Below are 13,748 nucleotides of genomic sequence, written 5' to 3'. Positions count from 1 at the left end.
GGCGATCGCCCCCAATCTTCGATGCCCTACTGATATCGTAGTGAGTAATTAGCTACTGTGTACTTGTATCCGCGATCGCTTCCTCAATCTTCCATTGTCCTGATGTCCAATGCCCAATGCCCCATGACTGGCAACTGCGTTGCCGAACGACGGCGGCTTCGCCGCGTCTCCCGCCGCCGCCCCAAGGTCACATCACCCCGGTTTTTGACCCCAAATACCCTTGCTGTAACTAGCGGTTAAAAATGGCTGTATTCATTATCCAGCAAGGGTTTAGGTCTAGTCACATCACTACCCTTATTTATATAGAATAGGGTATTGCTGTGACTAGATATTTACCCTTTGGCTTAGATATCTAAATATGCTGACGAGTAACTTTTGGGATTGCGATCGCGGCGGCTCGATATTTTTCTCTGGGAAGAGAAAAGTCACAGCAGTACCCTAATTTATATAGATAGGGGTACTGCTGTGACTAAACTAATTATCCCCTTGGCTTAAATCTGGAATTATGTGACGGGTAAATTTTACCCCTTGCGATCGCTGTGGTTATGTCAGGGCAATATCGAATTTCACCCTCGGATTATGCCTTGCCAACAAAGACTCATTCCCACGCGGGAGGGGCAGGGAGGGCACGGCAAGGCACGGAGGGAGGGAGAGAACCTCATCTGACTTTGTAGAATACTCTTTACAATTACTTGATATAAATATCACTAATATTACCGAAGTAATATTAAATACTGCGTGTAACGCTAGAGAAATCGGTATCAGGGTAAAAAGCATGAAAAAGCTTGTTAAGAGTATTGTTATTGGCTGTTTGGCTACATTACTCCCTACATCTGCATTTGCGGCAACCATTGTCGTGGCTTCTGATGGTACATTTCTAGGTGTTGTAGATAGTAACGCCTATAACTCGAACTCAATCTGCAATGAATATGGGCAGTATGGCAGTGCCTACGGAATAGGTATTTTTAATAAATACGGAACATACGGTGGTGAATCTTCTCAAATAGGTGCTTACAGCGAAAACGCTCAAAAACCACCGATTTTGATTAAGGATGGACAACCCATTGCCTTAATCACCAAAAATCCGAACTTTAAGAATCGACTTGACCCAGATTTTCTACAACAGATGGCTTGTAAAAACTGACAGTAGAATTTTATTTTTGACATACGACTATTTACAGGTGTGAGTGTGATAGCACTCTTTTCGTAAATTGAAATAAATATTAGTAATACCCAATTGCCCATTGATAACTTTTAATGGGCTTGTAAGCGATTCTAGGTGAAGTCCCCACTGTTGGGGTCTTGCTTTAGTTGGCGCGGTTCTTTGGGCTTAGGTGGATAATTTTTTTGTAGCCATTTCCTACCTTTCTCTGCTTCTCGCTCAAGTTCGCGCCGTAACCTCTGGTTTGGAGACTCAAATGATCCTGTTGGCGTTTTCTTTAGCAACGTTTCCTCTAGCAAAGTTTCCTTGCCAGGTGTGCCATTAAGATCGATTCCATCCAAGAGTTTTTTCCAATCTTGATATTCACTATCGCTTGTTTCTTCGTTCATTTATTTTAGGAGTTTGGATTAATTCAACCTTCAGTCAGTGTTTCTTGGGGTAATGTTGTTGTTGGCTCTTCTCCGGCAAACATTTCTCGCAAGCGGCTTCCATCAAAAACTACGTAGCCCCAAGCTTCAAGAATAGACATGGCTTGGCTATGATCCATCTGCCTCTCATTCCCCGCCAAAACTGCTTTCAATTCGCCGTCTAAGTGTCTGGAAAGAACTAGAGAGAGGTTGTTAATGGTACGTGTACTGATTTCGGACTTGCTCAATTCTGTCTCTAGGAGTTGATACACCATGAGCGAGATGTTAGCGTGCATCCCGCCTGCCTTTGCTTGTACTTCCTCTACACTCTCAACCCAAGCATTCGCCGCCGCCGATGGCATTAGTTTCGCTGCCATCGCCTTGATAAAATTTGGGTGAGTGCTGATTTTTTCTGGCTCCAATGGCATTCGCCTCGCCTGTACCCATCGCTGGATAGTGCGAACTGGAATTTTAAGTATTTTTGCAATGTTTTTTGGTGCTTCCCCGGCTTCAAATCGCTTAATTGCGTCTTCTCGGTCGCTAATACTGTGGGGATTGTAAGGCATCGTGTAGCAAGTATGGCGGTAATGACACGAATAACGCCGCCATACTTATTTTAACCTCCAGCTACCCTAAGCCGCCGTTACCCATTGCCGTATCATTTCCCGCTTGGCTTCTGGTAGTCGCCGCGCCGCCGCCGTCAAAACTGTAGGCGGCAACCATGCCCTTAGATCGGATAACATTTCCCGGTCTTCGCAGGCATTTAAATATAATGCAGTTTCTGTTAGGTTTTCCTCACAGAACCAAAGTTGTTCAGTAGCGCTGTCCATTGGTTCTGGTTGCTGTGTTGGTGCTTCTACTTGCTGTGTAGTATGTTCTTCCCACTTGATCTTGCTAACCACTTCAGATGCTAAATACCCATCGAATTTACGCGCTACCGCCGCTAAAACTTCAATCCTACTAGGTAAATTTAATTTCTCTTGATCTACCGTGTAAAGCCGTGTTTTGATGCCATTTACCAGTACTTGAGAAGGTTTAGCAAAGTTGACCCCAATACTATCTAACAGTTGACCCAAGAATGAAATATTTTCTCTTTTATCTATTGTCACTTTGGGAATTTTAATATTTAATGCTCTGGCTATTTCTTTATCGCTTCTGACCTTATGCATTAATTCCAGTACTTCTGGTGATTCTTTGTAGTATTCTCCTTTTAAAAATTGCAATACATTTAACTGCTGTAATGCCCATACTTTCAAGTGTGAATCACCTTTGGCTTCTCCTAAAAAGAAGTCTTGCTTAGTACTCAAGTAATACCAATTAACCTCACTTCGTTTTTTAGATATATCGAAGTTGTTTAGCATATAGAATCTTTGCTGCTTACCAATAAAATCTCTATCTTTTACATAACATTTATTAATAAATTCAGGACTCCAAACAGTAGAATTTTCAATTTCTGGTAATCTATCTAGCAATCTAGTTTTTTCGATTCTGCGCTGTGTATCCTTATTAGGGTTGGATTTAGCCGCCGCGTTAGCAAGTTCAAGATTTTCAAACTTAATCGCTTTATAAAGTTCTAAAGAATAGCGATATTGCACTGCTTCTCTGGCTGATTTTTCCTTATCCTTAAACTCTTGATCAATTTCCCATTCCGCAATCTCAACACTATGCCCAGCCTCATCTAAGGCATAAATAAGGCAATCTCTAAGGTGATCCATCTCGTAATTATCGATTGACCCTAATTCAGCACTTAAAGCCCACCAATCATCGTTACTTCTGGCTATAGCATCACCTATTACTTTCATTATTTGGCTTGTATTACCGTCCGCCGCCAGCATAGCTGATTGCATAATCCTAGAATTTAAAGCCTCAGTGTAGGCTTTTACTGAATAGTTTCTAGGATTATTCCTATCCCGAACTTGGCTAAATTCTGGACAGAAGACATAATGAGTTATGCTGTCATCCCTAAGCCTAAACAGCATTTGATGTTGACTGTTAGTACCCTGAACGCCAGCAAAAAATGTAAACTTATCGGTAAAGTAATTTTTGATTGTGACACTTACACCACTTTCAGCAGTGGGTGAGATTATAAAATAGTCAGGTCTACGGGTAGCTATAAATTCATCTGGATTAAGTAAAAATTCTTTAGCCCAAGGTTCCCCGGCTGTCTCCTTATTGAGAACATAGCCGCATTTATCAGCACTTCTAAAAATCTCATCAATAATATTAGTCAACATTCTGGAATCACTCGCAATCCAAGGTATTACATCATCGGATAACATTTTTTTGATTAGTGGCGATTTATCACGTTTTTTTATTTCTCCCTCTCCATTAATACCGACAACAAACTTAAACTTATGAGGTTTAATTTTCGCTTCGTTTTCAATTTTGATAACTTCTTTACCTGATACCTTGGCTATAAAATCAACATAAATATCAGCCAAGTTACCATCAAGTAATATTACTCTGTTGCACTCCTGTAACGCCTTTGAGAGTATAGCAATAGCTTTGCCTTGTTCATCCCCTAAAGTAGCGCCGCCAGTGGCATGAAGTAGTACCGATACTGTTTCATCTAAATAAATATCAGTTCCACTAAAATAACCATCTACATGGTGAATACTATCTAGGCATAGAGCTAAATTAGTGTTTTCATCTGCTACTAAGCTAATACCATCATCGTGCTGCAAATGATAAATACTAACACCTTTCTGGCTTGCTCTACTGCCAGTTTGCAGTAATAAATTATTACGATATCCGATGAGAAATGAGCGATTTTGAGATGATTTAATTAATCTAATCAAAGCTTCTGTTTTCCCCGTACCTAAGCCAGATTTAGCCGCAATTACGGCATTATTATTTGGTAGATTGAGAAATTTAAAATCAGATTGATTTACTACAATATCGGGAGTGTAACGGCGGCGATATAACCAATTAGCTTTATTTGTATGGTTAAAAAATTCTCTTGGCGTGATTAGTTCAAAATCTAGCGTGTTGCTTAGTTCGTCGATATCTGGCTGTTTGCTCTTCTCAAGTTGACCCCACCAAGCAACATCTGTTAAATAACCTTTACTGGTTAGTTCATCAATGATTTTCTTGTAATTATTCAGGATGTGAGAATTGCTTAAGCTTCCGGCATCTGGACATAAAACAACTTTACTAGTCTGCCCTAACGCTTCTACCACTGCATTGATTGAGCCTAGCCAGTTTGCCCCTGCTGCTCCAATAATTTGAATATCCTTACGTCCATGCCTAAACCACAGTTTTAAGGCAGTAATCAGTGATTTCAAACTACCTTCTACCAGCCAAGTTTGTGTTATCTGTTCGGCTTCTGGATGCCTCCAGAGAAATACAGGTAATTCACTGCTTGGTAGGTGTGGCCCATTCCCGCCCTTAGATGCAGATGATAGCCAGAGGTACTTGCCATATTTTGAACGATTATCAGACCCAATCTGAAATCCTGCAATTTCACCTTTGGGGTTTACAGCCGCGATCGCAAGCCCGATGACTCCTGTTAGTTGCCCTCCAGCTACCCCAGCCAAAGACGGGGTAGCATCAACTTTTAACCCTGGCTTCCAACTGGTGATCCAGCTCTGAGAAACTGCAAAATCAATCTCCTCAGAATTTAAGCCGCGTTTCTCAGACAGTTCTGAAATGCGGTGTTTTTGGTTTAATCCCAGTGCGGCGACGACACGGCGGTATTGGCGATCGCGGTCGGGGATGGAAATCAATTTAGCTAACTTCTGTTGCTCATCCCATTGGAGTTTTTCACGCCGCCGTCTTTGCTCATCAGCCCATTCCCGCCGCCGTTCTTCTGTCCACTCTTCAGAATTATCAAGCTTTAAAACTGCCCATAAGCCATCTTGGGTAAAATCGATGACTTTGTAGCCACCCTCAACAATTTCACCCTTACGGCTGCCAATAGCAGCCATACAGAGGATAATTTCTCCTATATCCTGATGTCGGCAATTGCCTTTAGTATCGCCGCAAGATAAACAAGGATTAGCTTTAGAGGTAGGGGTGAGCTTGCTCATACTGCCACCTCGTATTGAAGGTTAGCCAGTATGAAGAAAATTACCAAGTTGTCGTTATAGCCTGCGTTTTCAAGAATTTCAACCGATTCAGTCAATCTTCTATCAGCAATAAGTTCGATAAGTAGGCTAAAAAGTTGACTACGGGGGGGGATTTTGCTAGAATGCTTGTGGTTAAAGGCTTTTTTAGAGCTACTTTTTGAAGAGGATACTTTTTTGGGCATAATTACCTCGTGTAATGTGGTTACAAACTGAGGCAGCCCCTAGTTATGTCAATAGAAAATTGTTAAGCTAAATATTATTTGATTGAAATTTTTGGAAATCTGTTGGATTCAGATTTCTTTGTTGGAATGGCTGGAAACCATTCTTTTTGGGAAGCCACTAGCTAACCATTTGACACAACGAGGACTGCATCCAGCTTTTTTTTGTCAATTAGAGTTTGATAAGACAACAACGTAGCCTTGCCCGGAATCTAGCAAAGTTCTGCTTCTGTCTTGTATCCATAATCGCTCATTTTCAGGAGGGTAAACTAGTGAGTGTGATAACTCTTGAAACTCTTGTTGTACGAGGCTTATAGCCTCTGGGTAATTTTCAAACTCAAAAATAGGTATTTTTCTACTCCCACGTTTTGTGCCCGGAAATCGGGAATACCATTCTTTATTTTCTGCCCATAAAAAACTAATACCTTGAGACTCAAAATTACTTACCCATGCACTACGGCTAGATAAAAATGGTTGCCAAAATTTTTCTTTAAAACTATAAGAACTATTTAGTCCAGACTTCAAAATATCAAAAACGCTTCGAGTGATTGAGCAAAGCCAAGGTTGATTCTTAGGATTGAAAGGATTTTCCCCTTCTCTTAAAGCTTTTAGGTGGCTCTGAAACGCTTGTTTAATTGCTTGTTTGCCGTTATTCGCCCACTGTTTATTTGTGTCTACACCATAAGCGAGTTTTACTTTCCGTGTTTGTTTATTACCTGTAATCAGCGGATATTTATTAGGGTTATAAAACTTTTTTAGATCATTAACTTTACTTTCAAAAATTGCTGCACCCCACAAACCTACTGCTTTGTCTTCATTGTTGTAACCTACTAACCCTCGGCAGACTTCTAATAAAGATAACCACATCTTACCTTCTAGTTCTATAGCCTTTTTTGTTTCTTTCTCCATTCGTGGCAGTTTGTATAGTTTATTCCATTCGTGTTTGTAAATCCAAGAAATTAGCATCATCCAGTAAACATCAAATGCTATCAAAATCCCTTTAGATGGGAAATCTGGAATTTCTTCCAATTGTTTTTCTCTGCAAAATTTGATGTATTTGTAAGTAAGTAAATCTAGCTCAGAATGCAATATCCAAAAAATCCAAGTTTGTGGTGCAAAAGGAAAATCTTGGATTCTGCATGGCATCCAGCAATAAGTTAGTATTCTTCTTACTACTGGTGTCAAATTCTCATCAAAATTGTAATCACTTAATTCTGATAGCAAAATAAATCCTCTTCATGCACAAATTTTTGTTGGGAAGAAAAAAGCAAACCCCGGTATCAATCAGATGCTCTCCTTTGTTCTAAATATTGCTGATGTAACTCCCCGTAGTTTTCTAAATCATCAATTGACTCAGGGGCTTGGTGTAATTGGTTATTAGGATTGCGGAAGCGGTCAAGATAAATCTCTAATGCTTTTTCATCGTTTCTATTATCCAGAATGTATCTGCGTAGCTCAGTCCTGGTCATTTGTATAAAATTAATTTGATTGCTCATACATACCTCCATAGACCATTAGGGTAAATTTCAATCTCTGTCTCTTCTCCAGCTAAAATCACTACATTTTTAGTGCGTTTATCTATTGTGACTAAATATATTGGCAAGTAAACAGAAGTGTTGCTATAGCATAAGATAAAACACGTTTTGAGTTGCTGGTTTGTTGGCATAAAAGTATTTACTTACCAGCCTCAATCATCTTGGCGATCGCCTCTTTATCAAAGCAGTCTAGGTAGCTTACCAGTTCTCGAAATTGCTGGTATTTCTCCTCAGCATAGCTATCTTGTGTAAAGCCCAGAACTTCACAGAATTTCAAATAGTCAGCCCGCCAATTAAAGTTATTTAGTGCAGTAGTAAAGCTTTCTGCTATCTCTAGCGCTTCTGAGGATGCCTCTGGCTTTTCTGCGTCATGGGTTGCTAATGTTTCGTTCATGCGCCCCCTTACCTTTGTCAGCTAAGGAATTTTTTTGTAGTAGATTGCGTGCTTCTAAAGCTTCTTCAATCAAAATTGCTGCTGTTTGACTTTGAGAGCGTCGTTCTGTCCCTGCTAGGTTTTTGACAAGTTCGTAGACCTCATCAGTTAGCACTACATTCACTCTTCCACTCATTGTGTTATCCGTGTTCATCACTCTACCTCATGATACGTCTTGTAATTTAGAAATGGAATAACACATATTGCACAATCTGTGTCACTAGATGTATGATGACACAAGAAGCGATCGATCAACAACAAGCCACTAATTAGCGTCCTACGAGTACCCCAGCGACTTACACAGTAAGGGGTTTAGTGTTTAGGTGCTACATCCTGATATGTACTTATTCTGATTGCTAGCTAGTTAATATCTGATTCACATTGATTACTGTAGTAAACCCATGAAACCTAGACGGAGTAAACATTCTACAGATTTAGACTCATTTCTTGATTTCCCATCTACCAAGACATATTTAGCTGAGGTATTGGGTGTTAGCCGCTCGACTTTGGTCACTTGGGAGAATTTAGCCTTCTGGAGAATCCCCAGTTTCAGAGATGCCTACCCCAAAAACCACGATGGTAGTTATGACCGTGAATCACCTTTATCACCCTACCAAGCATGGGTTTTGGGCAGAATAGGGCGGTTAATGGCTCAACTACGACGGTCTGAACGGGTCAAAGGCTACATCGCCAAAAATCCCAACGATTTCTCTAGATACCGCTATCAGCAAGCATTCGGGCAAATCCAAAAAATCCAAAAGGGAGCGTAAATCATGGCAACACGAAGAAAGGTTACAGCAACAGCAGACACAGTAAGTATTCAAGATGCCTGTTTAAGGTATATGACCACAGAACAAGGGCTGAGACTGGCTTTAAGCCATGTTCGCCCTGATGATTTTGACACTGTAAAGGCAGTTTCAGAAGCAGATTTAGAAGCGATCGCCTCCCACTTCCAGCCAAAATTACCAACTGTGGCTAGCAACACCCTAGAGTTACCCGAAACTTCTCCACAGCAAACATCGGAACCAGCCTCAGAACAGTCACAGAATACCCTTTCCTTGCCCCAGCAACAGCAACATCTAACATCTGCTACCCAATCCCCAAGCAATCATGCCCAACTCACGCTAATTGACCAGCTAGCGAGACAGGCATCTGAAGAGATAGCAGCAGTAGACGCTATAGCCCAAGTCAAAAACCAACTTATCCTCAATAACCTGGCTGTGAGAGATGCCGAACTAGCAGAGGGTATCAATCAGCACTGGCAACACCAAAAGCAAGGATACTTGGGAGCGATTAGAGATTTGGCCAGTTTGGCTAAAGAACCAGTGGCAATTACCCCAGATGAAACCGACCTGACCCAAGAAATTGAAGGCATCATCACTGAATTGGGAAAAAAGCTAATCGTGTGAGAGTGATCAACATCCTGTTATCTCCCCTCGACTTTGTTAACTGGTTATTAGAAAGAGTACTAACGCCATGACTTTTACAATTTCCGGCACTCAACCAGAAGTAGATATGAGCGCTAATTCCCTACCAGAGCTAGTTTCTCAAGCTCAGGAATTACTTGGGCAAATTCGCCAACATCCACAGTTTAAAGGCTTGCGCTTCGATTGTGATGTCGCTTTTGGTGACGTTAAGCAATATTTCAACTACTTGGAATGGGCTGCTAATGCTGACTTAGAGGTAGCTAAGTTTGAAGGTTTTACAGAATGATTTTTGCTCTCAATTTAAAAGCGATCGCCCACCGTCCAAAGTAGCGATCGCCCAGTCATCACCCTTTATCAAGATTGACAACTAATGAAATTTTACTCTTTCCTAACAGTCTTGTCCTACATGGTTTTACTTGTCGCGCCTACCCCTGCCAGTTTCCCCAGTAATCCATCTCAAACAGTAGCGGCAACGGAACACGGGAAACCACTACCAAAGCCTTACAAAGGGCAAGGTAAACGCGAATTAAAGGGGTAATAAGAAAGGGGGGATGCTGTCATTCCCCGCTAACATTTGTAAAGCTTTATGGACGAATTAAATAGCCAAATTCAGGACGCAAAGACGGACGAAACAGAGCTAAAACAAGTCCTCAAAAAATATGACTTAGATGAGGAATTAGCACTTGAATTTAGTGAAATCGACAAAGCATTTAGGCAATTAGAAATTAAATACCAATCCCTACTCAATACCAGAAAATTTTTCAACAATGGCAAGAATTGACACTACAAAAGCAGCCGCAAAAGCTGTAGCTGAGAAATTAGCAGGGCGTAACCAAAACTTGACATCTAGCACTAATTCCACATCTGCTACCCCTACAACTGTTCCCATAGATAGCCGTATCCCTGGATTGTTGACTGTCACGCCGGATTTAATACCGGGAATGATGCCACCATTCCAGCCCAATCAATACCATGTTTCAGACCCTTTAAATCCTCCCGAAACTCTCCCACAAGCAACTCAAAGCCAGTTTGATAAAGGGATGAAAATTTATGAAGGCTCTACACGAGCGCTTAAATTGACGGGGGCAGCGCTCGACCTGACACGCGAGAAATTTACTGTTATTGGTAAGCACTCAAAAGCTTTTGGTGCTGGCATTCAAGCAGCTACCGAGATTGAAAAAGTCAAAGGTAACTACCTTGACTATTTGAATCAAAAAGAGGTGACTACCCAAAAATCAGTTGCTTTAGATGTCAGTCAAGTAAAGACGATCGCTGATACGAATATCTCGGTTTATAGCAAAGATGAACTAAACCAAAAGCTGTTACAAGCACAAATAAAAGCTGAGGAATTAAGGTTAAAAACTGTTGAGTCACAGGGAAATCTAGCAAGCTTTAAAGCCCAGTTAGGTGATTACCTAGAGGTGAAATCATGAGATTATCTCACAGCTTAGGGTTAAGTGCTTTTAGTCTGTGTGCTGGCTTGGCAGTAGCTTCTGGAGGGTTCACCAATGATACAGCCAAAATAATCTCTATGCTTGGTGTGGGAGCATTGCCAGCGAGTTTTATTACTTACTTTATCACTGATACTAAATCACAGAGATTGCTAAACGATGCCGAAAGCAAGAATAAAAAAGCAGGTGAAACACTGCATAAAATTATCAGAGAATTCGACACTTGCAAGTCAAAGTTAGCCAACGTTAGCAGCCAGCTAGAATCTTTGAAAGATGAACTCAAAGAAGCGAGAAATACCATCAACTCGTTAGGTCATAACAAACTAGAAAGCACAGCAATAATCGCCCAACTGCAAGCTAAGTTAAGTGAATTATCTACCCAATCTCAAAAAGATGCCCAACGCATTGAATATCTGGAAAGTGAGACTGAGCAATGGGAATTTAACTTTAAATCTCAGGTAGAAACTGAGGCTAATCAACGCTTTCAACTTGCTAAGTCTCAGGAGTTAGAGAAAATTTACTTAGAGCATGACTTGATAACCTCTGAAGCTATGCAGCTATTCAGAAGGTTGCAAAACTGGGGTGAGAAGGTAGCGCATGGTCATCAAAGTAAAGCCGAGATTATCAAAAGTTTGGCAAGTAGCTACAACGAAAATTTAGATGAGGTTGGGGAAGCGATCGCCAATGAGCGCCAAAACTATATAGAGCAAATCGAGCTACTAAACGAGCGCGTAGGTCAGCTACAGCAACAATTGGCAGGTGATTTAGTTGAACCTGTTTATGGTGATTTTGGCTTTGATATCAACGGGAAAATCGCCAACGAAATAGCGCGTACTTTGTTTACTGATATCAGGTTGGCTTTGAGCGTTAAGGGCTTTCAGGTGAAGCCTGACGGCGTTGTAGATGTTGGTTATGGGTATTCCCGGTCTGTACATCCCAAAGCCATTGTGGAGGCTATTAGCAAGCACTCTGAAACGCTGGTTAAAAAGTTAGGGCTATTCAAAATAACAAGCGTTCGCAAGCTGGAAATAACCGATTGTGTTGTGGTCAGCTACCGGATGGAGCCAGCTATCAAAGCAGATGAAATTAAGTTGATGGTTGGGACTGCTGACGAATTTATTAACTATGTAGTCAGTCATCCTATCCGCTATCGGCTGATAGCAGATCCCGGTGTGGGCAAAACGCCTACAACAGCCGTGATGATCAGCGAGATATTAAAAGCTGGATGCACTCGCGGTAATACTGGCAAGGGTGAAAGAGTTAAAAATACTCTGGTTACAGTCAGCTATCCGGGTGCTGTTGGCTCGTTAAAAGATAGCAACTATCCTTTAGAGCCTTTCCTAAAGTATGGCGACACAACAGCCGCGATTAAGTCCTTTGACGATTGTCTAGACGACGGGAATTTTAGAGTTAAAAATCCCACATTCGCTGCTAACTTCTTTCAAATTTGGGCATGGGATGAATTAGATAATACTCTAAATTCTTGCTCTGAACCTTACGCAGCAGGTGAAAACCTCAAGAAGATTCTCAAACAATTTGGTCATAATAACATCGGCTGGATTGTGTCGGGTCAATCAGTGATGACCAAACAAATCCCAGGTTTTACCAATGATGATCGGTCACTCTTTACCGAAATAATCATTGGCATTCCCAAAATCAGACATTACCTGAATACCTACGGCAAGGGTAAAAACAGCGAGTCTAACTTGGCTAAATTGATTCGGAACTTAGATGCTATCGAAGAATATATAGACTATAAAAACGACTTAGTTACCGACGATGCCAGATTATTGAGAGTAGCCTTAGTAGTCGATTCTCGTTCGCCCAAGCTTTACTTTTTACCTAACCTCGATAAAGTCAGTTTCAACTATCAAGAAATAGAGAATACAAAGCGACTGGCAAGGGTTGCCAAGTTCCCTGGCACAATTGGCAACGGGCTAGAGACTGAAAGCTCAAAGCCTCATACAGCAAGTAATGGTCAAATGGTAAGCTTGCCACCAATTTCGACTATAGGGGGTAGTCACCAATCTGGCACAAGTCCCCACTGTCCCCACTGTGGAAGCGCAAATTTAAAGCTACAAAATGACGATAGATATCGCTGTTTAGACTGCAAAAAGCGCACAGTTAGCAATAAGATAATTTGGAAATAAATATATGAACTTAGATGATATTGCGACAATTGTCTATCAACCAAAAAATGACCATGAGCCAGGATTTATATATTTAATGGAAGCAGAGGGTTATCACGGGCTAATTCCTGGTTGTTACCTCCGTCGTTGCAAAATTGGGTTATCTCGTAATCCCGAAGCTCGACTTGATAACTTTCATAGGAATCAACCACCTTGCAACGTGAAGATTCTCAAAACTATTTATGTAGAGGATATGGCAGATGTAGAAGGGGAATTACATCAACAATTTAGCCAATACAATGTTGAGTTAATCAAAAGCCAAGAATGGTTTGATTTTAATCCAGTGCAATTTCTGATGGTTAACTGGGAATTTGAAAAGCGATCGCTACACGTCTTTAGTATTAGTGACTTGCCAATTAAGCTAATCATTTTCAGCATGATCGGGGTTTTGTCCCTTGGGGCGATCGCTGGAACTAAGTTAGGTTTTTCTCATAAGCCAGACAGCCAACTTAATCAAGCAAGATGCAAAACATAAAACCAAAATTTAAGGGGAGCTTTGGAATCTCCCCATTAACAAGTAATAAATATGCAACTAGGTGATTAAATCTTAGTGATGAAGACGAGCTTGGCGCTCACGTAATTCACGAGCTTTTTGTTCACGAGCTTGGCGTTCACGTAATTCACGAGCTTTTTGTTCACGAACTTGGCGTTCATGCAATTCACGAGCTTTTTGTTCACGAACTTGCTGTTCATGCAATTGACGCTCACGAATTAGTTTAGCGTTATTTAAAGCAATAGTATTACTATTTAAATGATCATGGTTAAAATTCACAACACTGGCATTAGCATTTTGGGAAAGAGCAGCAATTGAAACAGATGCTAATAAGCCACCAAGAAGAATAGATTTTAAGCGGTTCAT

20 protein-coding genes are annotated in these 13,748 nt (G+C 40.9%); 10 read left to right on the top strand and 10 right to left on the bottom strand.

Annotated elements, in window-relative coordinates; all coding sequences use genetic code 11:
- Positions 1-57: 57 nt before the first annotated feature.
- Both FD723_RS41855 and FD723_RS41850 read left to right on the top strand, forming a co-directional pair.
- On the top strand, positions 58-240 hold the full coding sequence (locus FD723_RS41855) for a hypothetical protein (RefSeq protein WP_179071032.1): 183 nt from the start codon (positions 58-60) through the stop codon (positions 238-240).
- A 535-nt stretch (positions 241-775) separates the two neighbouring features.
- The gene (locus tag FD723_RS41850) at positions 776-1,144 is read left to right on the top strand and encodes a hypothetical protein (RefSeq protein ID WP_179071031.1); all 369 of its coding nucleotides are present in this window, start codon (positions 776-778) and stop codon (positions 1,142-1,144) included.
- Positions 1,145-1,275: 131 nt separating this feature from the next.
- Here FD723_RS41850 and FD723_RS41845 read toward each other — a convergent pair whose 3' ends face one another.
- The 9 genes from FD723_RS41845 to FD723_RS41810 form a co-directional block, all read right to left on the bottom strand.
- Positions 1,276-1,551 carry a hypothetical protein gene (locus tag FD723_RS41845; protein WP_179071030.1) on the bottom strand — a complete coding sequence of 92 codons (276 nt, stop codon included), beginning with the start codon at positions 1,549-1,551 and terminating at the stop codon, positions 1,276-1,278.
- A 23-nt stretch (positions 1,552-1,574) separates the two neighbouring features.
- On the bottom strand, positions 1,575-2,135 hold the full coding sequence (locus tag FD723_RS41840) for a helix-turn-helix domain-containing protein (protein WP_179071029.1): 561 nt from the start codon (positions 2,133-2,135) through the stop codon (positions 1,575-1,577).
- Positions 2,136-2,201: 66 nt separating this feature from the next.
- Positions 2,202-5,597, bottom strand: coding sequence for a plasmid replication protein, CyRepA1 family (locus FD723_RS41835; RefSeq protein WP_179071028.1), 3,396 nt, complete (start codon positions 5,595-5,597; stop codon positions 2,202-2,204).
- Entirely contained in the window at positions 5,594-5,818 is a 225-nt protein-coding gene (locus FD723_RS41830; protein WP_179071027.1) for a hypothetical protein, read from the bottom strand. Before FD723_RS41830 ends, FD723_RS41835 begins: the two co-directional genes overlap by 4 nt.
- Before the next feature lie 204 nt (positions 5,819-6,022).
- Positions 6,023-7,078: a hypothetical protein gene (locus FD723_RS41825; protein ID WP_179071026.1), complete on the bottom strand. Its 1,056-nt coding sequence runs from the start codon at positions 7,076-7,078 to the stop codon at positions 6,023-6,025.
- A 56-nt stretch (positions 7,079-7,134) separates the two neighbouring features.
- Positions 7,135-7,350: a hypothetical protein gene (locus FD723_RS41820; RefSeq protein ID WP_372743844.1), complete on the bottom strand. Its 216-nt coding sequence runs from the start codon at positions 7,348-7,350 to the stop codon at positions 7,135-7,137.
- Positions 7,347-7,520, bottom strand: coding sequence for a hypothetical protein (locus tag FD723_RS44330; RefSeq protein WP_372743843.1), 174 nt, complete (start codon positions 7,518-7,520; stop codon positions 7,347-7,349). Before FD723_RS44330 ends, FD723_RS41820 begins: the two co-directional genes overlap by 4 nt.
- An 8-nt stretch (positions 7,521-7,528) precedes the next feature.
- The gene (locus FD723_RS41815; protein ID WP_179071024.1) at positions 7,529-7,783 is read right to left on the bottom strand and encodes a hypothetical protein; all 255 of its coding nucleotides are present in this window, start codon (positions 7,781-7,783) and stop codon (positions 7,529-7,531) included.
- A complete protein-coding gene (locus tag FD723_RS41810) occupies positions 7,758-7,976 on the bottom strand; it encodes a hypothetical protein (protein WP_179071023.1) in 219 nt (72 codons plus the stop codon). Before FD723_RS41810 ends, FD723_RS41815 begins: the two co-directional genes overlap by 26 nt.
- Before the next feature lie 247 nt (positions 7,977-8,223).
- Here FD723_RS41810 and FD723_RS41805 point away from each other — a divergent pair, with 247 nt between their 5' ends.
- The 8 genes from FD723_RS41805 (at position 8,224) to FD723_RS41770 (ending at position 13,364) form a co-directional block, all read left to right on the top strand.
- Positions 8,224-8,592 carry a hypothetical protein gene (locus tag FD723_RS41805; protein WP_179071022.1) on the top strand — a complete coding sequence of 123 codons (369 nt, stop codon included), beginning with the start codon at positions 8,224-8,226 and terminating at the stop codon, positions 8,590-8,592.
- 3 nt (positions 8,593-8,595) lie between these two features.
- Positions 8,596-9,231: a hypothetical protein gene (locus FD723_RS41800; protein ID WP_179071021.1), complete on the top strand. Its 636-nt coding sequence runs from the start codon at positions 8,596-8,598 to the stop codon at positions 9,229-9,231.
- A gap of 67 nt (positions 9,232-9,298) precedes the next feature.
- Positions 9,299-9,535, top strand: a complete 237-nt coding sequence (locus FD723_RS41795; protein WP_256875464.1) for a hypothetical protein — start codon at positions 9,299-9,301, stop codon at positions 9,533-9,535.
- Positions 9,536-9,619: 84 nt separating this feature from the next.
- Positions 9,620-9,787 (top strand): hypothetical protein, encoded by a 168-nt coding sequence (locus tag FD723_RS41790; RefSeq protein ID WP_179071020.1) that lies wholly within the window; start codon positions 9,620-9,622, stop codon positions 9,785-9,787.
- Positions 9,788-9,835: 48 nt separating this feature from the next.
- Positions 9,836-10,030, top strand: a complete 195-nt coding sequence (locus FD723_RS41785; RefSeq protein ID WP_179071019.1) for a hypothetical protein — start codon at positions 9,836-9,838, stop codon at positions 10,028-10,030.
- Positions 10,017-10,682, top strand: coding sequence for a hypothetical protein (locus FD723_RS41780; RefSeq protein WP_179071018.1), 666 nt, complete (start codon positions 10,017-10,019; stop codon positions 10,680-10,682). The genes FD723_RS41785 and FD723_RS41780 overlap by 14 nt, the downstream gene beginning before the upstream one ends.
- The gene (locus FD723_RS41775; RefSeq protein ID WP_179071017.1) at positions 10,679-12,850 is read left to right on the top strand and encodes a hypothetical protein; all 2,172 of its coding nucleotides are present in this window, start codon (positions 10,679-10,681) and stop codon (positions 12,848-12,850) included. The genes FD723_RS41780 and FD723_RS41775 overlap by 4 nt, the downstream gene beginning before the upstream one ends.
- Before the next feature lie 4 nt (positions 12,851-12,854).
- Entirely contained in the window at positions 12,855-13,364 is a 510-nt protein-coding gene (locus tag FD723_RS41770) for a GIY-YIG nuclease family protein (protein ID WP_256875463.1), read from the top strand.
- A 72-nt stretch (positions 13,365-13,436) separates the two neighbouring features.
- On the opposite strand, the gene FD723_RS41765 is transcribed toward FD723_RS41770, so the two are convergent.
- A partial coding sequence (locus tag FD723_RS41765; RefSeq protein ID WP_179071016.1) for a hypothetical protein occupies positions 13,437-13,748 on the bottom strand: 312 nt, incomplete at its 5' end.

Source organism: Nostoc sp. C052 (assembly GCF_013393905.1).
Classification (GTDB): Bacteria; Cyanobacteriota; Cyanobacteriia; order Cyanobacteriales; family Nostocaceae; genus Nostoc.
The sequence above is the reverse complement of the archived record's forward strand: the minus strand, read 5'-3'. Positions and strand labels throughout refer to the sequence as shown.

What these genes read in the sequence shown, in the direction of transcription:
- FD723_RS41820 (WP_372743844.1), bottom strand. Translation starts at nt 7,350, where the DNA reads ATGAGCAATCAAATTAATTTTATACAAATGACCAGGACTGAGCTACGC.
- FD723_RS41815 (WP_179071024.1), bottom strand. Translation starts at nt 7,783, where the DNA reads ATGAACGAAACATTAGCAACCCATGACGCAGAAAAGCCAGAGGCATCC.
- FD723_RS41805 (WP_179071022.1), top strand. Translation starts at nt 8,224, where the DNA reads ATGAAACCTAGACGGAGTAAACATTCTACAGATTTAGACTCATTTCTT.
- FD723_RS41785 (WP_179071019.1), top strand. Translation starts at nt 9,836, where the DNA reads ATGGACGAATTAAATAGCCAAATTCAGGACGCAAAGACGGACGAAACA.
- FD723_RS41835 (WP_179071028.1), bottom strand. Translation starts at nt 5,597, where the DNA reads ATGAGCAAGCTCACCCCTACCTCTAAAGCTAATCCTTGTTTATCTTGC.
- FD723_RS44330 (WP_372743843.1), bottom strand. Translation starts at nt 7,520, where the DNA reads ATGCCAACAAACCAGCAACTCAAAACGTGTTTTATCTTATGCTATAGC.
- FD723_RS41830 (WP_179071027.1), bottom strand. Translation starts at nt 5,818, where the DNA reads ATGCCCAAAAAAGTATCCTCTTCAAAAAGTAGCTCTAAAAAAGCCTTT.
- FD723_RS41775 (WP_179071017.1), top strand. Translation starts at nt 10,679, where the DNA reads ATGAGATTATCTCACAGCTTAGGGTTAAGTGCTTTTAGTCTGTGTGCT.
- FD723_RS41845 (WP_179071030.1), bottom strand. Translation starts at nt 1,551, where the DNA reads ATGAACGAAGAAACAAGCGATAGTGAATATCAAGATTGGAAAAAACTC.
- FD723_RS41810 (WP_179071023.1), bottom strand. Translation starts at nt 7,976, where the DNA reads ATGAACACGGATAACACAATGAGTGGAAGAGTGAATGTAGTGCTAACT.
- FD723_RS41800 (WP_179071021.1), top strand. Translation starts at nt 8,596, where the DNA reads ATGGCAACACGAAGAAAGGTTACAGCAACAGCAGACACAGTAAGTATT.
- FD723_RS41780 (WP_179071018.1), top strand. Translation starts at nt 10,017, where the DNA reads ATGGCAAGAATTGACACTACAAAAGCAGCCGCAAAAGCTGTAGCTGAG.
- FD723_RS41790 (WP_179071020.1), top strand. Translation starts at nt 9,620, where the DNA reads ATGAAATTTTACTCTTTCCTAACAGTCTTGTCCTACATGGTTTTACTT.
- FD723_RS41795 (WP_256875464.1), top strand. Translation starts at nt 9,299, where the DNA reads ATGACTTTTACAATTTCCGGCACTCAACCAGAAGTAGATATGAGCGCT.
- FD723_RS41770 (WP_256875463.1), top strand. Translation starts at nt 12,855, where the DNA reads ATGAACTTAGATGATATTGCGACAATTGTCTATCAACCAAAAAATGAC.
- FD723_RS41850 (WP_179071031.1), top strand. Translation starts at nt 776, where the DNA reads ATGAAAAAGCTTGTTAAGAGTATTGTTATTGGCTGTTTGGCTACATTA.
- FD723_RS41840 (WP_179071029.1), bottom strand. Translation starts at nt 2,135, where the DNA reads ATGCCTTACAATCCCCACAGTATTAGCGACCGAGAAGACGCAATTAAG.